Raw genomic sequence first — 25,197 nt, 5'->3', positions numbered from 1 at the left:
GAGAATCGAAATCCCATCGGCTGGCACGCATGCATGAGGAGTATGCCAAACTGTGCCTGATGTATCCGGCTCCCCGATCGGCATTGAATTTCTCGACCCCATTGCAGCTGCTCGTCGCCACTGTGCTCAGCGCCCAGACGACCGATGTGCGCGTCAATATGGTCACGCCCGAACTCTTCGACACCTATCCCACCGCCGCCGACCTGGCCCGGGCGAATCCCACCGAATTGGAGGACATCATCCATTCGACCGGCTTCTACCATGCCAAGGCACGGCATCTGATCGGACTGGGATCCGCACTCGAACAACGTTTCGGCGGCGAGGTCCCGCGCACGATGCAGGAGCTCACCAGTCTGCCGGGCGTCGGCAGGAAAACCGCCAACGTCGTACTCGGCAACGCCTTCGGCATCCCGGGATTCCCTGTGGACACCCACGTCATCCGTGTCAGCGGAAGACTGCGATGGCGCACGGATTGGCATGCCCCGCATCCCGATCCCGCACATATCGAAAAAGAGATCACGGCCTGCTTCCCACCCGAGGAATGGACCGATCTCTCACATCGTCTGATCCTCCACGGACGTGACATCTGCCATGCGCGCAAACCCGAATGCAACCGCTGCCCTCTGGCCGAAAGCTGCCCGAGCGCGGAGATCACCCCCACCCGCTGAGAGCGCCGTGTGAAGACAGCCCCAGGTTATAGACTCGGAGGCTATGGAGAGGAACGAACGGGGCTCATGGAAGTCCGGCATCATATTCCTTGTGGCGCTTGTGCTGCTCAGCGCAGTCGCCTGGGTGGGATGGTCCTTGCTGAATCACCGGAGCCTGCTGCCGAACAACACCGTGGTGTCCCAGGCCGGCATCACCATCGGTGCCGTCACCCCACCGAAATCCCTCGATATCCGCAGTGAGGACAACGATGCCGTCACCCAGGCGCTGCTCGGCAATGTCTATCAGACCATCGTGGGCAAGAACGCCGACAATGCGCCGGCACCCGGTATCGCGCGTTCATGGGACATATCCAAGGATGCCTTGACCTATACCTTCCATCTCAACGACGGCATGCACTTCAGCAACGGGCATGTGCTCGACTCCGAGGATGTGGTGTGGTCGTTGCAACAGACGATCACCAAGCAGTATGCAGGTGCGGATGACCTGACATTACTGGCTTCGGTCGATGCCACCGCTGCGGACACCGTGCGGATAACACTCAAATCCCCTGACCCCGCACTGTTGCGGACGCTTTCCGGACGTGCCGGGATCGTTTACGATGAACAGGCCAAGATCAACTATTCCACGCAGGCAGCGGGTTCCGGGCCGTATCAGGTCGCGGACTGGCGCAATGGCGAAAGCCTCAAGCTTATCAGGAACCAGCGGTATTGGGGCAGCCAGGCGAAGGTGGAATCGGTGACCCTGCGCTACTTCGGCTCGGCCTCGACGATGTCCAAGGCCTTGGAATCCGGAGAGCTCGACGCTGCCACAGGACTCGATGCGGGCGGCCTGCAGAAGGCGGAGAACAATACATCCCTCACGGTAGGCAAAGGCGTCAGCCAGGACTCGGTAGTGCTGGCCTTCAACACGGACACCGCTTCGGTGCTCTCCGATCAGCGTCTTCGCCAGGCCATCAGATACCTGATCGACAGCGATGGGATCGTCAAGGCGCAACAGGGCTTGGGTGCGGCCATCGGAGGACCTTTCACACCCTTGGACGCCGGATACGAAGACCTGACCGGACTCTTTCCTTTGGATCCGGCCAAGGGAACGTCCTTGGCCTCATACTTCCCACCGTCATATTATGGCGGCAGTCTGCGCTTCATATACCCCGAATCCTATGGTGCGCAGCTCGGGCAGCTCATCAAGGAGCAGCTCGCCAAAGGAGGCATCCCGGTGACGGTGAGCATGATCAGCGAAGCCGATTGGAAACAGACCGTGGAATCCCAGCGGGCTTTTGATATGACCCTCATCACGATGTCCTCAGGCACGGATGCCGGGAGCTTCGCCAATCCTTCCGACACCATCACCAAATACGACAGCCCCACCGCCCAGGAGTCCTACAAGAAGGCCCAGGCCTCCACCAGCGACGAGGCATACACGGCCGCGCTCAAATCCTATGCCAGAACCGTCGCCCAGGAGGCACCGGCGGACTGGCTGTTCATGAAAGTGCCGGTGACCGCCTCGGTGAGGAAGATAAGCGGCATGCCCAGCAATATGACGGACAGCTACCTTCCGCTGTGGAATATCTCATCACAGTGAAGATCCGCAGGGTGGACCCGGATACATGGTGAGGCCGCAAGCCCCACATGTCACGCTGGATTCATAAACTTATGCCCTATGAGCGAGAACACAGATAGCATACATGCCAACCTGACTGCGCTGCCCGACCATGTGGGCGTGGACGGATTGGAAGACAAGTGGTGCAAGCAGTGGGAGGACTCGGGAACCTACCGTTTCCGGCACACCACCGAACGCAGCGGCGTATATTCGATCGACACCCCTCCCCCAACGGTTTCCGGTCATCTGCATGTAGGCCATGTGTTCTCATACACCCATACGGATGTGATGGCACGTTTCAAGCGCATGCAGGGCTTCGACGTCTTCTATCCGATGGGATGGGATGACAACGGCCTGCCGACGGAACGCCGCGTGCAGAACTACTACGGGGTGCGTGTCGACACCTCGCTCAAATACGACCCCGATTTCAAACCCCCATTCGAAGGCACCGAGGGCAAGAAGGTGGAAGCCCGCGATCAGGTTCCTGTTTCACGCCAGAACTTCATCGAATTGTGCGAGCGCCTCACCGGCGAGGACGAGAAACTCTTCGAGGCCTTGTGGAAGTCATTGGGGCTCTCGGTGGATTGGACCCAGACCTACCACACGATCGGTGAGCATCCCCGTCGCGTGGCCCAGAAGGCCTTCCTGCGCAATCTGTCACGCGGCGAGGCCTACCAGCAGGAAGCTCCGGGACTATGGGACGTCACCTTCCAGACGGCCGTTGCGCAGGCGGAGTTGGAATCACGCGAATACCCCGGCTTCTACCACAAGATAGCGTTCCGCTTCGCGGACGGGACACCGCTCTACATAGAGACGACGAGACCTGAACTGTTGGCCGCATGCGGTGCGCTGATCGCCCATCCCGACGATGAACGCTACAAGGAGCACTTCGGGGAGAAGGTCTACTCCCCGCTGTTCCACGTGGAGGTCCCGATCCTGGCCCATCCCGCAGCCGAGATGGAGAAGGGCGCCGGCATCGCCATGTGCTGCACCTTCGGTGACATCACCGATGTGCAATGGTGGCGTGAGCTGCATCTCCCCACTCGTTCGATCATTCAACGCAACGGTCGCATCATCATGGATGTGCCCGACTGGATCACCGATGAGGCGGGACGTGCCCTCTTCGAAGAGACCGAAGGCAAAACAGTGTTCACCGCGCGCAAGATCATCGTGGACGCGCTGCGTGAAGCGGGCGATCTCGATGGTGAACCCACACCGACGAAGCGTATGACGAATTTCTACGAAAAGGGCGACAAGCCCCTCGAAATCGTCACGTCACGCCAATGGTACCTACGCAACGGCGGCACCGATGCGGCTCTGAACGCACAGCTCATCAAGCGTGGCGAGGAACTGAACTTCCATCCCGACTTCATGCGCGTCCGCTACGACAACTGGGTGCATGGACTCAACGGCGATTGGCTGATCTCACGCCAACGCTTCTTCGGTGTCCCATTCCCTCTGTGGTATCAGGTGGATGGGCAGGGCAATGCCGATTTCACGAGGCCCATCACGCCGAAGGAAGAGCAACTGCCCATAGATCCCACCACCGATGTGCCGGAAGGCTTCGATGAGTCGCAGCGCGACCAGCCCGAGGGCTTCACCGCGGAGCGTGACATCATGGACACCTGGGCGACCAGCTCATTGACCCCCCAGATCGTCACGCGCTGGGGCGAGCCGGGCGAAGAGAACGAGGCCTTGCACAAGGCCACCTTCCCGATGGATCTCAGGCCCCAAGGACAGGACATCATCCGCACCTGGCTCTTCAGCTCGGTGGCGCGCGCTCACCTTGAGAACGGATGCCTCCCCTGGTCGCATACGGCGCTCTCGGGCTGGATCCTTGACCCCGACCACAAGAAGATGAGCAAGTCAAAGGGCAATGTGGTCGTGCCGAATGAGCCGATCGCCAAATTCGGTGCCGATGCCGTGCGCTACTGGGCGTCATCGGCGAAGCTCGGGCTTGACGCCACGTATGACGAAGGTCAGATGAAGATCGGCCGACGCCTGGCCATCAAATTGCTCAATGCCACGAAATTCGCTTTGGCCATCGGCCGCGAGGACGAGAACCATCATGTCGCTTCGGCGGCGCAGATCGACTGGGATCCGGCGGATGTGAGCGAAGCACTCGATCGTTCGGTCTTGGCTCGCCTGGCCGAGGTCATCACCCAGGCCACGAAGAGCCTTGAGTCATATGAGCATTCCAAGGCCCTGGAAAGCATCGAGAGCTTCTTCTGGGATTTCTGCGATGACTACATCGAGCTCGCGAAGAACCGGGCTTACGGCACGGCAGACGCCTCAGGACAGGTCCCTTCCGACCATGCCGTCAATTCCGCGCGTACGACACTGGGGCTCGTCCTGGATGCCTTTGCACGCCTTTTGGCACCCTATCTGCCTTTCGCCTGCGAAGAGATCTGGGGGTGGATGCATCAAGGAGAGGGGTCAGTGCATCGTTCGGCCTGGCCGCTTCCCGGTGTGTATGCCCAAGCCGCTGAGGGTACCGATCCGAAAACCCTTGACTGGGCCGGACAGGCCTTGGCGGAGATACGCAAAATCAAATCCGAAGCCAAGGTCTCGATGAAAACCCCCGTGCTGCAGGCCACACTCAGCGTTCCGGAGGCCGCCATGGCGGCGATTCGTGATTCACTCGGGGACATCGCCGAGGCGGGGCGGGTCACCGGCGCGCTGAACATCGCCGAGGCAGCCGCGAATACGGGTGCTGACGGCGAAGACGAGGCAGTCATAACCGTCCGCGACAGCGAACTCGGCGAACCCCCGGCGAAAAAGCCGAAGCACTGAAACAGCGACCGGCCCGTACCGGGGCACGCTGAGCGCCGCTTGGTGACTCAGCTCAATATCGAGAGGCCTCCTGCCGTCAACATTGACAGGCAGGAGGCCTCTCGCCTCGGTGGCCCCTCCGCTCAGGCGAAGACATCGAGCACACCCGGGTCGCCACCGGCCTGGGCTATTCTTCTATGACGTTTTTTCGTTTCGGTGACGACGAATTCCCTGTACATCTCCGCAATATCCGTATCAAGGCCCGCATCTTCGGCGATGCGATGGAGACGTTGGATCTGGGCGTGCTCACGCTGATAGTCTGCGGGTTCGAATCCTGCGTGGGCCTTGAGCACTCCCACACGGGATGTGTATTTGAAGCGTTCGGCCAGCAGTGAGACGATCGCGGTGTCGACATTGTCTATGGATTGCCGCAGGGCTTCTATCTGTTGAACATAGCGCGCTATTTCCGGATTACCGTCCGCGGCCTGTGCATCTATCGTGGTGGAGGCCTCTTCGGACCCCTCGGTGCTGTCCTGTGGCCGAAGCCAATTGCCGGTGTCGTCTTCATCTTTCATGATTTCTAGAATACAACCAGAACAATCAAGGAAAATGAGACGACACCGGCAATGAACATCATGACAGCCCTGCGGATGACTCCGCTGGATGGAAGCGATGCATGGGTGATTCGATCTCGGGTGCCTGATGCCTGTCGGCGCCGGGCACCCGAGATCGCTGATCTACTGCTTCATCTGAGGCATCGTGGATGTGATCGCGGCCAGAAAATCACGGTTGGTGGCGGTCTTCTTCAGACGCGGGACCAAGGTCTGGTAGGCCTGCTCAGGCTCCATGCCACCGAAGGCGCGACGCAGGCGGTAGACCACGGCCAGCTCCTCCGGAGGCGTGATGAGCTCCTCCCGGCGCGTGCCGGAGGAGATGATGTCGATCGCGGGGAAGAGCCTCTTGTCGGCCAGCTCGCGGGAGAGACGCAATTCCATATTGCCGGTTCCCTTGAACTCCTCGAATATGACCTCGTCCATCTTGGAGCCGGTCTCCACCAAAGCGGAGGCGATAATCGTCAGCGATCCGCCGTTCTCGATGTTCCGGGCGGCGCCGAAGAACTTCTTCGGCGGATACAGCGCCTGGGCATCCACACCACCGGACAGGATACGTCCTGAAGCCGGGGCGGCGATGTTGTAAGCACGTGCGAGACGGGTCATCGAATCAAGCAGAACCACGACATCCTGGCCCAGTTCGACCAGGCGCTTCGCACGTTCGATCGCCAGCTCGGCGACCGTGGTGTGGTCGGAAGCAGGACGGTCGAAGGTCGATGAGATGACTTCTCCCTGGACGGTGCGCTCCATATCGGTGACTTCCTCCGGGCGCTCATCCACCAGGACCACCATCAGATGGACCTCGGGGTTATTCGTCGAAATGGAGTTGGCGATGTTCTGCAGCGTGATGGTCTTGCCCGCCTTCGGAGGGGACACGATCAAACCACGCTGACCCTTGCCGATCGGCGAGATGATATCGATCAAACGACCGGTGATCTTATTGGGTTGCGTCTCCATGCGTAGACGATCCTGCGGGTAGAGCGGGGTGAGCTTGTTGAAGTGCGCCCTGCCGGCAGCATCGTCGACGCTCATGCCATTGACGGAGTCGATGGATTGCAGCGGTACGAACTTCTGGCGCTGATTGCGCCTGTCTCCCTCGCGCGGTGGGCGAATCGCGCCATGAACGGCGTCACCCTTGCGCAAGGCGTACTTGCGGACCTGCCCCATCGAGACGTACACGTCATTCGGACCGGGAAGATAGCCCGAAGTCCTGATGAATGCGTAGGAATCCAGCACATCAACGATGCCCGCCACAGGAACCAGATCCTCCTGCTGGGAATCGTCACGACGGTCCTCTTCCCTGGACTCGTATTCCCCCGAGCGGTCACGACGGTTACGGTTGCGGCGTTCGCTGTTGCGCTCATTATTGCGGTCATTGCGGTCGCCACGATCATTCCTGCCGTTGCGCTCGCTGCCTCTGTCGCCACGCTCGCCGCGGTCATTGTTGCGCTCGTTGTTGCGGTCACTGTTACGTTCACCGCGGCCACCGCGCTCGTTGTTGCGATCCCCGCGATCACGTCGCCCGCGACGTACGAATTCGCGCTCCTCGCCCGCACCCTCCGTATCGGCGGAGTGCTGCTGGCTGCGCTCATTGCGGTTGGGCAGAACCGCCAGGATGTCATCAAGATCGCGGACCGCACCGTGCTCGGCCGTCTCGTCATGTGCGGGTTGAGCACGGTTGCGCCTGCGTCGTGGCAGCTGCAACGGCTCCTCTTCTTCGACGGTGTGCCGCTCATGCGTGGCCTTCTTGGTCGGGGCACTGCCCGCATCGCCTTTGACGATGTCCGAGACCGCAAAAGGATCGCTGGATGAATCCGACTGTTCCTCTGCATGCTGCTCGGATTTCGATGCCTGCTCGTCGATGTCCTGCTTGTTTGAGGAATCATCGGGCTGCTGGCTGGCGTTTACCGTCCGTACGGTCACGCCGGCGGGTGCAGCACCGCCGGAACGTGCAGCTTCAATGGTCGCTATCAGAGCGGGCTTACGCATCGTGGAGGTGCCCCGCAGACCCAGCTGCTTGGCGAGCTCCTTGAGCTCAGGCAGTTTCATCTCAGTAAGTTTTTGGCTTGTTGCCACAGTAATTATGCCTTTCCTACCGCTTCGTCGACACATAGTCTGACGTGGCTAGAGAATAATGGCGGAATATCCGCATATTGGAAGTCCGAAGCTGTCTCAGCATTCCGAACTTCCAATACCTTACAACGGCAGCGCACATCATGCAAAACGAAACGCCAGAAGCATGTCCAGTTCGGTTCCCGTCCGAGCGCATCGATTCGGCCGCCAGTCCCCGCAAGACGCATCCGGACCGATGCACAATGACGGCGGTTGCCCATCAGCCTCTCGGCAATGATGGGCAACCGCCGTCATATCACATGCCGCGTCGGTGCGGGCCGAAGGCCCGATGGGATGCGCGGCGGAATCCCGCTTGGATCTACCTGCTGACCGCTACCTACTTCTCCTCGTGGTAGCTCTTCTCGGTGTTGACATTCCAGACATTCGTCTTCGATGTTCTTCCGGTGCGAATGTTATCGACAGCCTCCATTGAAGTGGCCATCGAATGGTCCTGGTTGTTGTAGTGGTGCTGCCCGTTGCGCCCGACGCAGTACAGATTGCCGAAGGAGTCAAGCCATTCGACCAGCTCGGGCATACGGTCGTAGGTGTCGAAGTATGCCGGGTAGGCCTTGGGGACCCGCTCACGATGCGAATCCATCACATCCTGCGGACCGTTGATGATCCCCATGCGGGTCAACTCGTCGACGGCGAATGCCGTAGCCTTCTCATCGCTGAGGTTCCAGAAGTCATCGCCTTCCTCACAGAAGTACTCAAGACCGATCCAGACCGTGTCATCAACATCCTTGACGAGATACGGACTCCAGTTGTTGAACATCTGCAGACGGCCGACCTTGAATCCCGGATCCTGAACGTAGATCCAGCAATCGGGGACGATCGGCGGATTACCCAGCGTAGGGGTGTCCGTGGTGTTGCGGATGCGCAGTTTCTTGACGAGCAGCCCCACGGTCACGAAGTCACGGTACGGCAGACCATTGGCGATCTCCGCCATATCCTTCGGAGCTGATTGGGGGGAAGCCTTGACCGCGTTGACGAGATCCTTGATCGGCATCGAGGATATGACCTCATCGGCCTCAAGCGAGACCTTCTTGCCTTCGGCATCGAGGTAGACCACGGAGGAAAGACGGCCATCCCGCTGATCCAGTTCGACCACTTTGGCATCGGTGATGACATGCACGCCGACCTCGCGGCAGTTGGCCTCCACGGTCTCCCAGAGTTGCCCCGGCCCCAGCTTCGGGTACCAGAACTCTTCGATGAGACTCGTCTCCACCTCATGCGAGTCACGTTTCTTCGGCAGCATCTTCTGCACGGCGTTCTTCAGCACGCCCATGATGCTCAGGCCTTTGACCCTCTGCGCACCCCAGTCCGCACTGATCTCCTTCGGGGCTCTGCCCCAGAGTTTCTCGGTGTACCCGGCAAAGAACATCGAGTACAGCTTCCGTCCGAAACGATTGATGTAGAAGTTCTCCAGATTGTCTTCGGGCAGCTTGTGGAACACCGATTTGAGGTAGCTGAATCCGGCGACCATCGTCAACCTGAAGCCAAGCGCCTTCAAAGTGTTCCAGGACAGTGAGATCGGATAATCAAAGAAATGATGGTTCCAGTAGATCCTCGATACACGGTGTCGCTTAAGCAGCACCTTGTCTGTTTTCTCCGGATCCGGACCACCGGGCTCCAGATCATGGTGACGTCCGAGTTTCTTGTCGTCGTACGAAGGCGCACCCTGCAGCGGAAGGACGTTCTTCCACCAGTCCATGATCCTGTCGTCCTTGGAGAAGAAACGGTGCCCACCGATATCCATCCGGTTGCCGTTGTGTTTGACGGTGCGCGAAATACCACCGAACTGCTTGGTGGCTTCCAGCACGGTCACATCGTATCGTTCACTGCCGCCGTCTTTGGCGAGCTCCCATGCCGCCGTCAGACCAGCCGGTCCACCGCCGATGATTACAACGGATTGCTTATTCGTCACCTTAACCTCCTGCACGCAGATAATCTTCCTCAGTCTATATGAGCAGCGCCGCATCATGGATGGCGGCAGGCAATGCCCAATATTCCCTCACACAACAATACGCCCGCGCCGTCGCGGAGGTTTCCCTTGCAGGCCCATCACTCCATGGAATCGGGGATATCGATATCCGATTTCTGAACCTCTTCCACATTGACATCCTTGAATGTGACAATGCGGACATTCTTCACGAAACGACTGGGCCGATACACATCCCAGACCCAGGCATCCGTCAACCGAACGTCGAAATAGACATCCTGACCTGCGCTGCGGACATTGAAATCCACCTTGTTCGCCAGATAGAATCTGCGTTCCGTTTCAACCACATAGGTGAACAGCTTGATTACATCGCGATACTCGCGGTACAGCGCCAACTCCGCGTCGGTCTCGTAGTTATCCAAATCTTCAGCACTCATTGCTTCAGTCCTTTTGACCTTCATCCGTACGGCTGCGTCCACGGCCGATATTCCTCCACCATGCGCGCTTGGAAGTCTTGCGGCTGCTCTGGTTGTATGGCCAATCCGCCTGGTCGTCGGGATGTTCCTCCTGGGAGCTGTTCTCGGTATCCGCACGGCCTGCGGCCTCATGCCCGGCCCGCTGCAGCCTGGCGACCTCTTCGGAGGCTGCGGCCTCGGAGAGAGCTTCGTCTGCATCATGCGCTGACGAGGATCGGGGATCGGATCGGTCGGCGGAACCCTGTCCGGAGGGCTTCTTCCCCTTACGATCGGCATCGGCATGCACGCCGTTGGCATGCGCCCCACGAAGCCCTTCGCCGTTCAGTCTCAGAGCCAGGGAATGCTCTTTGGCACTCAGGGCCTCGCGCACACCCGGGTTATCCTCGATCACATGCATTCCGAATGCATCAAGCGACTGGATCGGGTCGTACTCATCGACGAGCGTGTCCATGACGATAAGATCCTGGTACTTCCCGTTCTCGGCATCCCACAAGGCGTCACGTGACGTTCCCTGCGGCACGAATCCGAGCGACTGGTAGACCGAGGTTGAACGCGTGTTCTTCTCGGGCACGCTGACCCAGATACGGTGCAGGCCGAGTCCGGCCGGCTCGGGGGCAAAACCGTATGTCATCACACGAGGCATGGCGTCACGTGAATACCCACGGCCACGGTAGTTCTTGCCCAGCACCACCTGTATGCGCGCCGAGCGGGCCCAACCGTCGATGTCGATCAGGAAAATCATGCCGATGATGGCATCGCCATCCGTGTCCGCGGAATCGGCGGCATCATCGTTCGCCTCGGAGCTGGCGAGCATCGCCCATGCCACCGTCCTGCGGGATTCGGGATCACCCACACCGGATTCGCCGGCGGTTTGCCCCCAACTCCATGCGACCGAACGACGCACCCAGGTGTGCACAACGGCCCGTTCCGCCTGGGGGCCCTTGCCTGTGATGCCCGAAGCATTGTAGAAGGCTTCAAGCTGATCCATATACGCCAGGTCGTCAAGACCTGCCGGGCGCAGATGAACCATCTCCCCTTTGATCTCAGGAATGATCAGACGCTCCGGAAGCTCCCTGGTCTGTTCCGACTCCGGCCCTGTGACCTCGTTGGCTTGTACCATGTGCCGCCTTCGTAGTTGCTAGTGACTTGGAAACCACTCAAGAATTTTACGTCTCGATGGAATCGCGCGCATCACAGTGTACATCAGAGCGATGCGATTTTTTCCGAAACGATGCTGCGTACCGCCTTCGCATCGGCCTGACCATGCGTCGCCTTCATCACCGAACCGATGATCGCACCCATCGGCTTCATATTGCCCGCTTTGAGCTTTTCGACGATATCCGGGTTGGCGGCGAAGGCTTCGTCGATCGCCGCGAGCAACGCACCATCATCGGAAACCACCTGATAGCCGTGCTTGCTCACGACCTCCTCAGGGGTTCCCTCACCGGCGAGCACACCGGATACGGTCTGCTTGGCGAGTTTGTCGTTCAAGGAGCCCTTGGCGATCAGCGCCTCCACCTGAGCCACATCCTCCGGGGTGATCGGCAACTCGGCAAGGGTCAGATCCCTGGCATTGGCTTCGCGGGACAATTCTCCCATCCACCATTTGCGCGCACCCGAGGCTTTGGCACCTGCCTGGACCGTGGCTTCGATCAGATCGAGGGCATCGGCATTGACCGCATCCCTCATCTCCAGATCGGAGAATCCCCATTCGGACTTCAACCTGGCACGACGCTCGCGTGGCATCTCGGGCATCTGCTTGGCCAGCTCCTCGATGTGGTCGCTGGTGACATGCACCATGACCAGATCGGGATCGGGGAAATAACGGTAATCATCGGCGTCGGACTTCACGCGGCCACCGGCCGTGCTCTGTGACGACTCATCCCAGTGGCGCGTCTCCTGAAGAATTTCGCCACCTGCATCGAGAATGGCGGCCTGTCTGCGAATCTCGTAGGCCATCGTCTTCTCGATGCCCTTGAAGGTGTTCACGTTCTTGGTCTCCGAGCGGGTTCCCAGAGGATCGCCCTCGTTCCTGCGCAGCGAGACGTTGACATCGGCCCTCATATTGCCCTGCTCCATGCGGGCGTGTGAGATGTTCAGGGCCTTGACGATATCGCGTATGGCGCGCACATATGCACCGGCTATTTCCGGGGCGCGTTCACCGGCGCCCTCGACTGGCTTGGTCACGATTTCAACCAGGGGCACCCCTGCGCGGTTGTAATCGCACAATGAATGGTCGGCGCCCTCGATGCGGCCGTCCGCACCACCGACATGGGTGTTCTTCCCTGCATCATCCTCGACGTGGGCACGTTCGATCTGCACGCGGAAGATCTCACCGTCATCCAGTTCCACATCCAGATAGCCGTTGCCGTTCAGTGGCTTGTCATACTGGGAGATCTGATAGTCGCGGGGCATATCCGGGTAGAAGTAGTTCTTGCGGGCGAACTGGCTCCATTCCGCGATCTCGCAGTGCAATGCCAAGCCCAGCTTGACCGCGTAGTCGATCGCGGTTTTGTTCACCACCGGCAGGCTGCCGGGCAGACCAAGGGAGACCGGGGTGAGCTGCGAGTTCGGTTCGCCGCCGAATTCAATGTGCGCAGGGCAGAACAGTTTCGTGTTCGTGCTGAGCTCCACATGGACCTCAAGACCGAAAACCGGGTCGAACTTGGAGACGGCATCGGCGTACTTCATCAATTTATCAGCCATATCGAATGTAATCCTTCCGATGCTTACTTGTTCAGGCCATCAAGCCAAGGGGTGTTCATGGACTGCCAGATCGGACCATGCTGCTGTTCGAGCAGTGCGGCCTCCAGTGCCGCCGCAGGCTTGTACATCACTTCATCCTTCATCTGGGGTGCGAAGAACTGGAAGCCTACGGGCAGACCGTCATCGCTGAGGCCTGCAGGTATGGACATGGCAGGGACGCCTGCGAGATTCGCGGGGATGGTGGCCACATCGTTGAGATACATCGTCAGAGGGTCATCCATTTTCTCGCCGAATTTGAATGCCGTGCTCGGGCTCGTCGGGGAGACCAGCACGTCAACCTGCTCGAATGCCTGGGCGAAGTCGCGGATGATCAGCGTGCGCACCTTCTGCGCCGAACCATACCAAGCATCGTAGTATCCCGCTGAAAGGGCGTAGGTGCCGAGGATGATGCGACGCTTGACCTCATCGCCGAAGCCCTGTTCACGGGTGGCTGCCATCATGTTGGCCGCCGTTTGCGCCTTGCCTTCCGGTGGCATCACGCGCAGACCATAGCGCATGCCATCGTAGCGTGCGAGATTGCTAGAGACCTCGGAAGGCATGATGATGTAGTACGCGCCAAGCGAGTACGAGAAATGAGGACATGAGACTTCAACGACCTCCGCGCCCATCGCCTCAAGGGCACTGACCGCTTCACGGAAACGAGCCTCGACGCCAGGTTGGAAGCCCTCACCGCCGATTTCCTTGACCAGACCGACACGCATGCCATGCAGATCCTGTCGCTGGCCTTCACGAGCGGCATCAGCCAGCTTCCCGAGTGGCTTGGGGATCGATGTGGAGTCACGCTCGTCATATCCACCGATGACCTCATGCAGCAATGCCGCATCGAGAACGGTGCGTGAAACTGGTCCTATCTGATCGAGCGAGGAAGCCATCGCGATGGCTCCGAACCGTGAGACACCACCATAGGTGGGCTTCACACCGACCGTTCCCGTCAAAGCACCTGGCTGACGGATGGAACCGCCGGTGTCGGTGCCGAGGGCCAAAGGCGCCTCGAAGGCGGCCACTGCGGAGGCGGAACCGCCACCTGAACCGCCCGGCACACGGCTGGTGTCCCATGGGTTGTGCGTGGTCTGGTAAGCGCTGTGCTCGGTTGACGAGCCCTGGGCGAACTCATCGAGATTGGTCTTGCCGAGAATCGGCATTCCCGCATGCTTCAGTTTGCGCACCACGGTCGCGTCGTAAGGAGGAATCCAACCTTCCAGGATCTTCGATGCCGCGGTGGTCGCAATGCCCTTCGTCACAATCATGTCCTTGACGGCGATCGGGACGCCGGCCAACTCGGGCAGCCCATCCACGTCACCGGATTGGCGTCGCGCATCGAAATCATCAGCCTGTTGCAGGGCCTGATCACGGGATACCTGAAGGAAGGCCTGAATGCTCGGCTCGGCCGCATCGATGGCAGCGAGTTGCGCCTCCACAAGCTCCCGGCTTGAGACCTCGCCTGCGTTGATCGCTTCCGCCATCTGGGCGGCGCTGAGTGTAACGAGTTCAGTTTGCTGTGTCATTGATTCCCTCACTCCTCACCCAAAATGCGCGGTGCCACGAACATCCCGGATTCAGTCGCCGGAGCCGCGGCCAAGGCCTCTTCCTGGGTCAGCGGACGCTCCGCCACATCAGGTCGCAGATAGGCTTCGAGGGGAACGGGATTCGCCGTGGGAGGCACGTCCTCACCGGCGACCTCCTGGACTTTTGCAATCGACTCCGCGATCACATTGAGCTCGCCCTGGAGTCGGGTGATCTCGTCATCGGTGAGTGCGATACGAGCCAGGTCTCCCAAATGCTCGATTTCTTCTCGTGTGAATGTTGGCATAGCACTCACTATATGTGTCGAGTGTGACACAGCTGTATAGCGGGCCGGGCATCAAGCGATGCGGTGGGATTCGCGGCGGGTGGGGCATATCAGAGCACCAATCCCGCCGTTTCGAATCAGAGGATGCGGATGCTAGGCGATGTCCCGGCGTTTGACGAGCACCGTGCCAATGAGGTACACCACAAGCGACCACAGGGCCAGCAGAAGGGCGCTCTGCCACCAGTTCGGATCGAAGCTGCTTGACGTCGCGCTCGTCGTGGAGGCCAACATACCGGTGTTCAGATCGGCTCCCAGGAATCCATCCATCAGCGAGTTGGGCAGCACGGCTGTCACCACGTTCAGCCAACGGAATCCGTTGCCGAACAGTGCGGCCACCGAGAGCAGCTGCGGGACGATCATCATGACGCCAATGAAGGCGAATACGGCACCCACGGTGGAACGGCAGATCCCGCCGATGCCGATGGCCATGATCGCGATCAGCACGGATGCGATCGGTGCCCCGATGATGACCACCCATGGTGCGAAACGGTGGGCATCGGACAGGGGCGTTATCGTCGTGCCTGCCAGCACCATATGGGCAGTACCCCAGGCGAGCAGCATGCCGATCAGCGTGGAGGCAGCGGTGAATGCCGAGACCGCCACGGTTTTGGCTCCCATGAACATGGCCCTGCGCGGGTTGGCGGTCAATGAGGCTTGGATCGAGGAGTTGGCGAATTCGGATGTCAGGGACAGAATGGCGAGAATGCCCACAGCGAGCACTGCCGTGCTCACGAATGCGCCCACGGACATCCATAGATCGGCGGCGTCCAAAGCCCGCGGTCTGCTCAAGGTCTTGCCGTCTTCGCCCATGCTGTTCAGGGTTTTGATGCTCCATGCGGCGAGGGCCGTCCCCAAAGGTATCAGTACGGTGTTGATCACCAACAGGATGTAACTGGAGCGAAGACTCAGGACCTTGACGATTTCGGCATGGACGCTGCCGGGAAAACTGAGATGGATGCGCCGCGATGACATGCGACGGCCTGTGTTGTACCCATGTCCCTGCGATCGTTGTGTCTGCGCGCTGTTCGTCGAACTCATCGTACGTCCTCCCCTCGTGCCGCCACCGGCGTGGCGACCTGCTGCCCGGGAAGCTCCTGAGCCGCGTATTCCACATGGGCATGTGTCAGCTCCATATAGGCCTGTTCAAGCGAGGAATGCTCGGTGGCGAGCTCGTATATCGCGATGTTCGATTGAGCGAAACTCCTTGCCACCGTCTCCAATGTCGCTCCCCAGATATGGAATACGTGGACGCCTTGCGGATCGACCGAGGTGGGGGCGATCGGCTCCACCCGCGTACCCTGCATCGAGGAGAACAAGCGTTGCAGCAGCTCCCCATCCGGCGTGGCCACACGTATCGCCGAACTGGAATGCTCCTGTATGAAGGCGTTGACGGAGGTCTTCTCCAACACACGACCCTGGCCGATGATCACCAGGTCATCGGCGGTGAGGGCCACTTCGCTCATCAGATGGGAGCTGAGCAGAACAGCTCTTCCTTGACTCGCGTAATAGCGGCAAAGTTCCCGCACCCATCTCACGCCTTCGGGGTCCAGACCGTTGATGGGCTCGTCCAGCACCAGGTTGTGGGGGTCGCCCAGCAAAGCGGCGGCTATGGAAAGACGTTGGCCCATACCCAGCGAGAAGGCTCCTGCGCGGCGTTTCTTCACATTCGCGATACCTGTTATGTCGATGACCTCATCCACCCGGGACTTCGGTATCGCATTGCTCAAGGCCAGGGACAGCAGATGGGCGTATGCCGAACGTCCCTTATGCGCCGACTTCGCGTCCAGAACGGCTCCGACCTGGGACATCGGTGCGCGCATGGAGGTGAAGGGCTGCCCGTCGATCAGGGCGCGACCCCCGCTCGGTTTGATCAGCCCCAGTGCGGCACGCATCGTCGTGGATTTACCAGCGCCATTGGGCCCCAGAAATCCCGTCACCCTACCATCTGCTGCCGTGAAGGTGACATCGTCCACAGCCATCTTGCCGTTGAAGCGTTTGCTCAAATGCTCGATTTCAATCACATCTTCAATTTATCAGCATATTCCAAGCTTCGGGTATGCAGCGCCCCGGAAGAGGGCCGTGCCAGGAGCATGACACCATATCCTTGCACGGTGCGATCGGGATGGGAGGAGAAGCGCCCCGGGCCGGTGCGCATGCCGTCACCCGGTGGAACGGGGACCGCGGTCGGATGTCATCAGCCGTGCTGCACAATCCAGGAGTGCATCGCGATGGCCGCTGCGGCCCCCGCGTTGATGGAGCGCACCGAGCCGAACTGGGAGATGAAGACCACGTCATCGGCGGCATCCAGGGCCCCTTGCGAAAGACCGGGGCCCTCGGCGCCGAAAATCAGCAGACAACGTTCGGGGAATGCATAGCTCTCGATGGGAACGGCACCAGGCACATTATCGATGGCGATAATCCGTGTCGGGCCCTCGTCGGGATTCCGGGCATCTCCCAGCCGTGTCTGCTCCAAGAGCTCCTGGATCGACGGATGCTGCTCGACATGCTGATACAGCTCGGTCATCAGCGCACCCTTGCGGTTCCATTTATGGGGTCCGACGATATGGACCTTGGCGGCCGCGAAGGCATTGGCCGTCCTCACGATGGAACCGATGTTGAAATCGTGGGTCCAGTTCTCGACGGCCACCTCAAAGGGGTGACGTCCCTGCCGGTCAAGATCGTCTCGTATGGCCTGCACACTCCAGTAGCGGAAACGGTCCAGCACGTTGCGTCTGTCGCCCTCATCCAAGAGCTCAGAATCGAATCGGGGATCATAGTTCGCAGAGGATGGATCGTCCGGTCGCCCTTCACCGGGGTGGGTCTGGGACCAAGGTCCGACTCCGACCACGCGGAAATGCGGTTCACCCGAATTCATCGCAGCCTGCGTTATGGCTGAGGCCTCTTTCACTCCTCAACCTCGCCACTGGCACCGCCGTCATCGCCATCGCCGGCCGCGCTCTCCCGGGCCGTCCCAAGCTTGAACTCCTGCTCGTCGTATACCCGGATGAAGGGCAGCATATGCCCTTCCTCAGTCAGGGGATTAACCACCTCGATGCCCTCAACGGATGGTGTGGAGCCTATCAATGCGGCGATGCCCAGCACCTGTGCACCCTCATGGCCCAGGATGCTGAAGTCGAGACCGAGCTCGTTGCCGTTGCGCAAGGTGACCAGTGAGGAAGTCTGGACATAGGATTTCTCACTCAACCACGCGTCCAGCAGGATAACCCTTTTGCCTTGTATGGAAGGGCCTTTGATGCTCGGATACACGAAGTCCATCACGAAGGCATCGAGATCCTGACCTCTGGATGCCGCAGCCTGCAGCATCGAGATGGCCAGGGGGATGGAAGCTGCCGTCAACGCTCCCACGGCATCGAAATCGTCAATCCCGAAGCCCGCGTCCTCAAGTGTGTCCAGCAGCAGATGCCCGGCCAATTGTGAGCCGCGATGCTGGTAGGTGACTGCGGAGAGTTCACTGAAGGGCTTGTTCGCCACTTCCCGCTCCAACAGACGCTTGAGCTGTTCCCGGGTGTCCAGTGCCTCGAGGCCCTGCTGCTCCTGCGAAACGCGCACTTCCGGCGCGCCTGTGGACCTGAATGATCCTGATGTGCTTTGGGATGCCATGGTTACCACTGTATAGCGACTCGCGGTCATCCGATTGGGCGAGAAGCACCGACCCACATGCCCAGCATCATGACTGGGTGGGGTTGGAATCCTCTTCGGGATTGCCTTCCTGGACTTCGGGAGCGGTGAGCTCTCTGATATTCGCCTGCTCGGAATCGATCAGATCAACCTCATCGATAATTTTGGACTGATCGAGTTTCTGCAGCTTACGTGCCGTTACCAGCACACGGGATTCCAGAGATGAGGCGAATTGGTTGTATGCTCCGACCGTTTTCGTGATCGCCTTGCCCAAGGCGTTCGCACGGCCGCCAAGTACCACGAAACGCTCATACAGTTCACGGGAAAGTGTGAACAGGGTTTTGGCGTCATCGGTGAGGCTTTGCTGCTGCCAGGCGTACGCGACGGATTTGAGCACCGCCCAAAGCGTGACCGGTGATGTGAGCGCCACCTTCTGTGCGAACGCGTCGTCCATCAATGTCGGATCGGCGTTCAAAGCCGCCTGCAGCAGGGACTCGTTGGGAATGAATGCCACCACGAAATCAGGAGCCGTTTCGAAAGCGTTCCAATAGGCCTTGTCACCCAGCGTTTTGACATGCTCGCGCAAATCTTTGGCATGGGCCTTCAACAGGGCGGACCTGCGGGCGAGTTCATCCTGCGGAGCGGTGTCCGGTATGTCGCAGGCCCTCTGGTAATTGGCATACGGCGCCTTCGCGTCAATCGGGATGGTCTTCCCTCCCGGCAGGTGCACGATCATGTCCGGGCGCTGGATATGCCCCTGCGCATCCGTCACCACGACCTGCGTATCAAAGTCGACATGCTCAAGCAGACCCGCTGATTCCACGATGTTCTTGAGCTGGGCCTCACCCCAGGCGCCCCTGATCTTGTTGTCGCGCAGGGCCGAAGCCAAGGAGCTGGTTTCCTTGTCGAGACGCGTCTGCTGCTCCCCCAGACCTTTGAGCTGCTCACCAAGCATGCCCATCTCGTGCTTGCGGCCTTCCTCGATCTGCGCGACCTTCTGCTGCAATGCCTCAAGATTCTTCTGAACCGGTGACAGAGCGCTCAACACCTTGCTTTGCTCCTGCAACGCGGCCCGCTGCCGTTGCTCGCGCTGTTCCGCTTCCTGTCGGGTGCGCTCCTGGTCGTGTTCAAGACGGTTCTGTTCGGCCCGCTGGGACTGTGTCAGCTGTGCCTTGACGTATTCCAGCTGCTGTTGCAGACCCTCCGCACGAGTGGAGAATTCGACCACTCTGGCATTGGCCTCCTGCAGTTCCTGCTGCTGAAGCTCGAAACGCTGCGCCAATTCATCACCCGCATCGGCATCCTGCCCGACCGAAGACTTCGACGCCGAGGCACGACCCAGCAGATAGCCGGCGAGCGGGGCGAGCAGGATTGCGAGGACGATCAGAAGAATGGTCATAGGTGATGAAGCATTGTCGAACATATGTTCTATGAAATCAGCATCGCTGGACCTCGGGGCATCCCCATGCCGCCCCGGCCCATCCGCACCATATCCGGATGCTGAGGTGTGAAGGACGTTCGGGATGGATGGCCGGTAAATACGTGGTCTCCGTGTAACAATGTGATTCCCCGGGCTCCTTGTAGAGTGCACAATGAGATGATAAAGAGTCGAAGGAGGACATTCATGGGATTCGATATCTTCATGCTTGGAGCCACAATCGTCGCCGCAGGAGCGGTGACCTGGTTCGTGCTCTGGTACTTCTTCTCCGAAAGCGACGTGTCCGACACCCCGGCAGATGCATCGGATTCCTCACATACATCACCCTCCCCCGCCGCGCATGCGGACAGGCACGCAGGGGATGCGCAACATCCTTCAACCGACCAGGCCTATGCGGAGATGTTCGGCAGCCGGCAGGAGGAGGCAGCCGGCCTCAGCAGACTGGTCATTGTGGGAACGACGCTTACCGCGATCGTCTTCGTCCTCGCCCTGTTGTCCCTTCTGGGCTCCGATGGATCACCGGCATGGCTGCAGGCAGCCTGGATACAGAGTCCCTGGCTTCAGGCGATTCTGATCACGCCGGTCATGTTCTATTGCGGCAGGCCGATCCACCATATCGGCCGTACAGCCATTGCACGCAGATCGCCCGACATGAACTCCCTGATCTCCATCGGAACATGGGCGGCGTATATATACAGCCTCGCGGTGTGCATAGCATCCGATCTGATGCCGGAAGGCTCGCGGGAACCATATTTCGAATCGGTCGGCGTAACCATCACCTTGGTGCTGCTCGGAAGACTTATGGAGACCAAGGCCCGGGCGCTGTCGGATACCTCGGTTCAGCAATTGGCCGGGCTCATCCCCGATACAGCGCATATCCTGCCCCGGGGGTATCTCCCTGACGACCATTCCGACAGCGCCGAAGACCTGGCCAGAACCGTGGCGTCCAGCACGCTCTCCAGAGGGGATCTGCTCCTTGTTCCCGCCGGGGAGTCGATACCCGCCGATGGTGTCGTGACGGCAGGCGAGGCCATCCTCGATGAATCGATCATCACCGGCAATGCGGCGGGTGTGAAACGGGAATCGGGAAGCCAGGTCTTCGCCGGGACCTCGGCCGTAAGCGGCACAATCGTGATGCGATGCACGCGCGCGGGACGCGACAGCACCTTGGGGAACATCGTCGACGTGGCCTCTCACGCCCAGCGGAGCAAGGCACCCGTGCAAGGTCTGACCGACAACATCTCCCGCATCCTGGTTCCGGTGGTCATGCTGATCGCGGTATGGACCTTCGCGATATGGATTGTGACCGGACCGCAACCCCGTCTCTCACATGCGGTTGTGACCGCGGTGAACGTGCTGATTATCGCCTGCCCCTGCGCATTGGGCCTGGTCACGCCTCTGTCCGTGAGCGCCGCGGTCAGCCTTGGAGCCTCAAACGGCATTCTGCTGTCTTCCGCACAGGTCCTGCAACAGGGGACGCACATACGAACCGTGGTCATCGATCAGGCCGTGACCATGCATACGGTGGATTCGCAGTCCTCGGACGAGCGCGAGGGCGGTGACGGCCAACCGTCCGGCGACGCTGCGGATGCGGTCGACACCCTTCGTCGTTCGGGCATACACACCATTCTGCTGAGCAGCAGCGATGCGCAGACGGCGCTCGGCGTCGCGAAAAGCCTGGGCATTGACGAGGTGGTCGCTTCAGTGCGTCAGGATGACAAGGAATCCTGGATCAGGCGTTTCAAGGAGGTCTCGGAGGATGGCGATCTCGTGGCCTTGGCGAGTGACGGCATCGAGAATGCCGCGGCCTTGAACGAGGCTGATCTGGGCTTCGCGATCGGTTCCGGAATCGACGGGATGCTTCGGTCCGCCGATGTCACGCTCGTCAACGGGGATTTGCGGGGCATACCCAAAGCCATCCAATTATGCGATATCACCGTGCGCAACATCCGCGAGAACTTCGCGTGGGCGCTGTCATTCAACCTGGTGGCCATCGCCCTCGCGGTGGGAGTGCTGTACCCCTTCACAGGCTGGTTGCTGAATCCCGTCGTCGCCGCCGTGGCCATGGCCTTGTCATCCCTGTGTGTGGTGCTTAACGCAAGACGGCTGCGCCACCAGGTGATTCGCATCACCGGCGGCGCAGCCGTCACATCGGCCAAGCCCAGGGAACCACGACTCATTGGCGCCTGATTCGAATGGCTATCGCCGATTCACCGCACCCTGCATCACAGGCCGGCAGAACCTGACTGCTCCGTTCCACCGGGCGCACCGGCCGTACCATCTGTGCCGGCAGCACCGCTATCACCAGCGGCATGCGGATCATCCGGTCGGGACTGAGGCTCGCCGGCGGTGATATGCCGGACGGCCTCATCGTCGACCAGCGTGTCCGTTGGCCATACCGTGAGTTCCAGATGTTCGCCGCCGGTCTGATCAACCAGAACGGTGTCGCCATCATGCACACCCCCGGCGAGCAGCATGCGTGCGAGTTGGTCGCCGACCTCGGTCTGCACCAGACGCCGCAAGGGACGGGCGCCATATGCCGGATCGTAGCCCGCATCGGCAAGCCACTCTCGCGCCGCATCGGTCACGTCGAGGCTTATCCGGCGATCGGTCAGACGTTTGGCGACCTGGGCGACCTGGATATCGACGATGCTGCCGAGCTCATCACGCGTCAGCGGATCGAAGACGACCAGCTCATCGAGGCGGTTGATGAACTCCGGCTTGAATTGCGCATGCACCGCATCCATAACCGCCCGGTACTTGGCCTCACTGTCCAAGGTGTCGCTCACCAGGAACTGTGAGCCGAGGTTCGAGGTCATGATCAGGATCGTGTTCCTGAAATCGACCGTTCTGCCCTGACCATCCGTCAGACGCCCGTCGTCCAGCACCTGCAGCAGGACGTCGAACACCTCGGAATTGGCCTTCTCGACCTCATCGAACAGCACCACCGAGTATGGACGGCGACGAACCGCCTCAGTCAGCTGGCCACCCTCTTCGTAACCGATGTAGCCCGGAGCCGCACCGATCAGTCGCGACACGGATGCCTTCTCCATGTACTCGCTCATATCGATGCGCACCATGGCCTTCTCATCGTCAAAGAGGAAGTCGGCAAGCGCTTTCGCGAGCTCGGTTTTACCCACACCAGTCGGCCCCAGGAAGATGAATGAACCGGTAGGCCTGTCCGGGTCGGAGATTCCGGCACGCGAGCGGCGAACGGCATCGGATACGGCTCGGATCGCCTGGCGCTGGCCGATGACGCGTTTGCCGAGGAAGTCCTCCATATGCAGCAGTTTCTCGTTCTCGCCCTGCATCAGCCTGCCAACGGGTATGCCGGTCCAGTCGGCCACGATTTCAGCGACGGAATCGGCATCGACGTGATCGGGAACCATCGGTTCCTTCGCTGCGCCCCCTGCGATATCCGCGCCATCGGGAGTCTGTCCGGCAGCACCGTTCTCACTGTCGGCATCCTCCTCCGCAATCGCCAGCTCCTTCTGTATGGTGGGAATCTCGCCATAGAGGATACGCGAGGCTTTCTCCAGATCACCCTCGCGGGTCGCCTTGTCCGCCTCCACACGCTTGGCATCAAGCTGCGCGCGCAGATCGCCGACCTTGTTATGCCCGGCTTTCTCGGCATCCCAGCGCGCCTTCAGACCACTGAGACGTTCACGGGTGTCCGCAAGATCAGCCTGCAGTTTCTCCAGGCGATTCTTGGATGAGGGATCCTCGGCCTTCTTGAGTTGCATCTCCTCCATTTCGAAACGTGTCACCTTGCGTTGCAGCTCATCGATCTCCTCCGGCTGCGAATCCAATTCCATACGCAGATGCGCGGCGGCCTCATCGACCAGGTCTATGGCCTTGTCGGGGAGCTGACGCCCGCTGATGTAACGATTGGAGAGCGTGGCGGCCGCAACCAGGGCATCATCCCCGATGGTCACCTTATGGTGTGCCTCGTAGCGCTGTTTGAGTCCACGGAGTATCGCGACGGTGTCCTCGACCGAGGGTTCACCGACGAATACCTGCTGGAAACGACGCTCAAGCGCCGGATCCTTCTCGATGTTCTCGCGGTATTCGTCCAGCGTGGTGGCACCTATCAGTCTGAGCTCGCCACGGGCCAGCATCGGCTTGAGCATATTGCCCGCATCCATCGAGCCTTCGGCCGAACCCGCTCCGACAATCGTATGGAGCTCGTCAATGAAGGTGATGATCTGGCCATCCGCGCTTTTGATCTCGTTGAGCACCGACTTCAGACGCTCCTCGAACTCGCCACGGTACTTGCTTCCCGCAACCATCGAGCCCATATCCAGTGAAATCAGACGTTTGCCCTGCAGTCCCACCGGAACGTCGCCCGCCACGATGCGTTCGGCAAGACCTTCGACGACAGCCGTCTTGCCCACGCCCGGCTCACCGATCAATACGGGGTTGTTCTTCGTTCGCCTGCTCAGGATCTGAATCACACGGCGGATTTCCTGATCCCTTCCGATCACGGGATCAAGCTTGCCTTCTTTGGCCTGCGCGGTCAGGTCGGTCGAGTACTTCTCCAAGGATTTATAACTGCCCTCAGCATCCGCGCTGGTGACCTTCGCACCTCCACGCACACCGGGAACGGCATCGCGCAGGGCCTTCGGAGTCAGTCCATCGCCCTTGAGGATGTCGGCCACCTGAGAGGGGCCTTCCGCCAAAGCGATCAGCAGATGCTCGGTCGAGACGTATTCGTCCCCCATCGCCTGCATCTCTTTTTCCGCCTGCGCGATCGCAGTGGTCAGCTGACGGCTTGCCTGTGGCTGCGTGGCGGTCGAGCTGCTGGCACTTGGCAATGCCACCAAGGCGTTGCGCACCTGGGCTCCAATGCGCTGTACATCGCCACCCGCGGCTGCGACGAGTCCAGGCACGGAACCATCCTGCTGGCGCAGCAGAGCGTCCAACAGATGCAATACATCGACCTGCGCATTACCCGCGGCCGACGCGCTTTGGATTGCGTCGGAAATAGCCTGCTGCGACATGGTTGTGAACTTTTGTTCCATATCTCCTCCATTACCATTCAGTTGATGCCTTCGATGAATGCGAGGGACAGGAGCCACTCCGCTACTGCCAGCGGAGGCGGGCGACCCGCTACACCGGATTCTCCTTGGTCACATTCCGTGAAGTCTGATATGCACAACACTTCGAGATACCACTATATTCCCAAACTTGAGTCTCATCCACTCAAGTTTCTGATTCATCGGGCCCCATTGCCCGATTCACCACGCCATCGTGATCGGAACGGCGCTCTCCAATGGCATCCCAAGCGCAGTCGGGCGCGGAGTCGAAGGATCCCACTGAAAGCA

General features: G+C 60.0%; 18 protein-coding genes. 4 read left to right on the top strand and 14 right to left on the bottom strand.

Going from position 1 to position 25,197, the window contains the following annotated elements; all coding sequences use genetic code 11:
- Window positions 1-29 precede the first annotated feature (29 nt).
- The 3 genes from nth to valS all read left to right on the top strand — a co-directional run bounded on the left by nth (window position 30) and on the right by valS (window position 5,061).
- Window positions 30-668 carry an endonuclease III gene (gene nth / locus BPSY_RS04365; RefSeq protein ID WP_033494600.1) on the top strand — a complete coding sequence of 213 codons (639 nt, stop codon included), beginning with the start codon at window positions 30-32 and terminating at the stop codon, window positions 666-668.
- A 43-nt stretch (window positions 669-711) separates the two neighbouring features.
- Window positions 712-2,250 (top strand): ABC transporter substrate-binding protein, encoded by a 1,539-nt coding sequence (locus BPSY_RS04360; protein WP_033494599.1) that lies wholly within the window; start codon window positions 712-714, stop codon window positions 2,248-2,250.
- 78 nt (window positions 2,251-2,328) lie between these two features.
- Window positions 2,329-5,061 carry a valine--tRNA ligase gene (gene valS, locus BPSY_RS04355; protein WP_033494598.1) on the top strand — a complete coding sequence of 911 codons (2,733 nt, stop codon included), beginning with the start codon at window positions 2,329-2,331 and terminating at the stop codon, window positions 5,059-5,061.
- A 122-nt stretch (window positions 5,062-5,183) separates the two neighbouring features.
- Here valS and BPSY_RS04350 read toward each other — a convergent pair whose 3' ends face one another.
- The 13 genes from BPSY_RS04350 to BPSY_RS04290 all read right to left on the bottom strand — a co-directional run bounded on the left by BPSY_RS04350 (window position 5,184) and on the right by BPSY_RS04290 (window position 19,858).
- Window positions 5,184-5,615 (bottom strand): chorismate mutase, encoded by a 432-nt coding sequence (locus tag BPSY_RS04350; RefSeq protein WP_033494597.1) that lies wholly within the window; start codon window positions 5,613-5,615, stop codon window positions 5,184-5,186.
- Window positions 5,616-5,777: 162 nt separating this feature from the next.
- Entirely contained in the window at window positions 5,778-7,727 is a 1,950-nt protein-coding gene (gene rho, locus BPSY_RS04345) for a transcription termination factor Rho (protein WP_033494596.1), read from the bottom strand.
- A 373-nt stretch (window positions 7,728-8,100) separates the two neighbouring features.
- Window positions 8,101-9,690 (bottom strand): NAD(P)/FAD-dependent oxidoreductase, encoded by a 1,590-nt coding sequence (locus BPSY_RS04340; RefSeq protein WP_033494932.1) that lies wholly within the window; start codon window positions 9,688-9,690, stop codon window positions 8,101-8,103.
- 137 nt (window positions 9,691-9,827) lie between these two features.
- The gene (locus BPSY_RS04335) at window positions 9,828-10,142 is read right to left on the bottom strand and encodes a DUF2469 domain-containing protein (protein ID WP_033494595.1); all 315 of its coding nucleotides are present in this window, start codon (window positions 10,140-10,142) and stop codon (window positions 9,828-9,830) included.
- Window positions 10,143-10,146: 4 nt separating this feature from the next.
- Entirely contained in the window at window positions 10,147-11,301 is a 1,155-nt protein-coding gene (locus tag BPSY_RS04330; RefSeq protein ID WP_033494594.1) for a GNAT family N-acetyltransferase, read from the bottom strand.
- 83 nt (window positions 11,302-11,384) lie between these two features.
- A complete protein-coding gene (gene gatB / locus BPSY_RS04325; RefSeq protein WP_033494593.1) occupies window positions 11,385-12,887 on the bottom strand; it encodes an Asp-tRNA(Asn)/Glu-tRNA(Gln) amidotransferase subunit GatB in 1,503 nt (500 codons plus the stop codon).
- 23 nt (window positions 12,888-12,910) lie between these two features.
- The gene (gene gatA / locus BPSY_RS04320) at window positions 12,911-14,452 is read right to left on the bottom strand and encodes an Asp-tRNA(Asn)/Glu-tRNA(Gln) amidotransferase subunit GatA (protein ID WP_033494592.1); all 1,542 of its coding nucleotides are present in this window, start codon (window positions 14,450-14,452) and stop codon (window positions 12,911-12,913) included.
- A gap of 8 nt (window positions 14,453-14,460) precedes the next feature.
- Window positions 14,461-14,757, bottom strand: coding sequence for an Asp-tRNA(Asn)/Glu-tRNA(Gln) amidotransferase subunit GatC (gatC, locus tag BPSY_RS04315; protein WP_033494591.1), 297 nt, complete (start codon window positions 14,755-14,757; stop codon window positions 14,461-14,463).
- A 132-nt stretch (window positions 14,758-14,889) separates the two neighbouring features.
- A complete protein-coding gene (locus BPSY_RS04310) occupies window positions 14,890-15,834 on the bottom strand; it encodes an ABC transporter permease (RefSeq protein WP_033494590.1) in 945 nt (314 codons plus the stop codon).
- Window positions 15,831-16,817 (bottom strand): ATP-binding cassette domain-containing protein, encoded by a 987-nt coding sequence (locus BPSY_RS04305; RefSeq protein WP_051921702.1) that lies wholly within the window; start codon window positions 16,815-16,817, stop codon window positions 15,831-15,833. Before BPSY_RS04305 ends, BPSY_RS04310 begins: the two co-directional genes overlap by 4 nt.
- Before the next feature lie 173 nt (window positions 16,818-16,990).
- The gene (locus BPSY_RS04300) at window positions 16,991-17,671 is read right to left on the bottom strand and encodes a TrmH family RNA methyltransferase (protein ID WP_081884249.1); all 681 of its coding nucleotides are present in this window, start codon (window positions 17,669-17,671) and stop codon (window positions 16,991-16,993) included.
- 29 nt (window positions 17,672-17,700) lie between these two features.
- Window positions 17,701-18,417 (bottom strand): type I phosphoribosyltransferase, encoded by a 717-nt coding sequence (locus tag BPSY_RS04295; protein ID WP_238556804.1) that lies wholly within the window; start codon window positions 18,415-18,417, stop codon window positions 17,701-17,703.
- A gap of 67 nt (window positions 18,418-18,484) precedes the next feature.
- Window positions 18,485-19,858 carry a DNA recombination protein RmuC gene (locus tag BPSY_RS04290; RefSeq protein WP_033494588.1) on the bottom strand — a complete coding sequence of 458 codons (1,374 nt, stop codon included), beginning with the start codon at window positions 19,856-19,858 and terminating at the stop codon, window positions 18,485-18,487.
- 201 nt (window positions 19,859-20,059) lie between these two features.
- Here BPSY_RS04290 and BPSY_RS04285 point away from each other — a divergent pair, with 201 nt between their 5' ends.
- Complete coding sequence (locus BPSY_RS04285) at window positions 20,060-22,063, top strand: HAD-IC family P-type ATPase (RefSeq protein ID WP_051921701.1); 2,004 nt, start codon at window positions 20,060-20,062, stop codon at window positions 22,061-22,063.
- 35 nt (window positions 22,064-22,098) lie between these two features.
- Here the strand turns inward: BPSY_RS04285 and clpB are convergent, their stop codons facing one another.
- A complete protein-coding gene (clpB, locus tag BPSY_RS04280; protein ID WP_081884246.1) occupies window positions 22,099-24,894 on the bottom strand; it encodes an ATP-dependent chaperone ClpB in 2,796 nt (931 codons plus the stop codon).
- Window positions 24,895-25,197: the final 303 nt, after the last annotated feature.

The sequence above is a fragment of the Bifidobacterium psychraerophilum genome (assembly GCF_000741705.1).
Taxonomy (GTDB): domain Bacteria; phylum Actinomycetota; class Actinomycetes; order Actinomycetales; family Bifidobacteriaceae; genus Bombiscardovia; species Bombiscardovia psychraerophila.
The sequence above is the reverse complement of the archived record's forward strand: the minus strand, read 5'-3'. Positions and strand labels throughout refer to the sequence as shown.

Excerpts from the sequence above, each read along its gene's own strand:
- nth (WP_033494600.1), top strand. The coding sequence starts at position 30 with ATGCATGAGGAGTATGCCAAACTGTGCCTGATGTATCCGGCTCCCCGA.
- BPSY_RS04360 (WP_033494599.1), top strand. The coding sequence starts at position 712 with ATGGAGAGGAACGAACGGGGCTCATGGAAGTCCGGCATCATATTCCTT.
- valS (WP_033494598.1), top strand. The coding sequence starts at position 2,329 with ATGAGCGAGAACACAGATAGCATACATGCCAACCTGACTGCGCTGCCC.
- BPSY_RS04350 (WP_033494597.1), bottom strand. The coding sequence starts at position 5,615 with ATGAAAGATGAAGACGACACCGGCAATTGGCTTCGGCCACAGGACAGC.
- BPSY_RS04335 (WP_033494595.1), bottom strand. The coding sequence starts at position 10,142 with ATGAGTGCTGAAGATTTGGATAACTACGAGACCGACGCGGAGTTGGCG.
- BPSY_RS04330 (WP_033494594.1), bottom strand. The coding sequence starts at position 11,301 with ATGGTACAAGCCAACGAGGTCACAGGGCCGGAGTCGGAACAGACCAGG.
- gatB (WP_033494593.1), bottom strand. The coding sequence starts at position 12,887 with ATGGCTGATAAATTGATGAAGTACGCCGATGCCGTCTCCAAGTTCGAC.
- gatA (WP_033494592.1), bottom strand. The coding sequence starts at position 14,452 with ATGACACAGCAAACTGAACTCGTTACACTCAGCGCCGCCCAGATGGCG.
- gatC (WP_033494591.1), bottom strand. The coding sequence starts at position 14,757 with ATGCCAACATTCACACGAGAAGAAATCGAGCATTTGGGAGACCTGGCT.
- BPSY_RS04310 (WP_033494590.1), bottom strand. The coding sequence starts at position 15,834 with ATGAGTTCGACGAACAGCGCGCAGACACAACGATCGCAGGGACATGGG.
- BPSY_RS04300 (WP_081884249.1), bottom strand. The coding sequence starts at position 17,671 with ATGAATTCGGGTGAACCGCATTTCCGCGTGGTCGGAGTCGGACCTTGG.
- BPSY_RS04295 (WP_238556804.1), bottom strand. The coding sequence starts at position 18,417 with ATGGCATCCCAAAGCACATCAGGATCATTCAGGTCCACAGGCGCGCCG.
- BPSY_RS04290 (WP_033494588.1), bottom strand. The coding sequence starts at position 19,858 with ATGTTCGACAATGCTTCATCACCTATGACCATTCTTCTGATCGTCCTC.
- BPSY_RS04285 (WP_051921701.1), top strand. The coding sequence starts at position 20,060 with ATGGGATTCGATATCTTCATGCTTGGAGCCACAATCGTCGCCGCAGGA.
- clpB (WP_081884246.1), bottom strand. The coding sequence starts at position 24,894 with ATGGAACAAAAGTTCACAACCATGTCGCAGCAGGCTATTTCCGACGCA.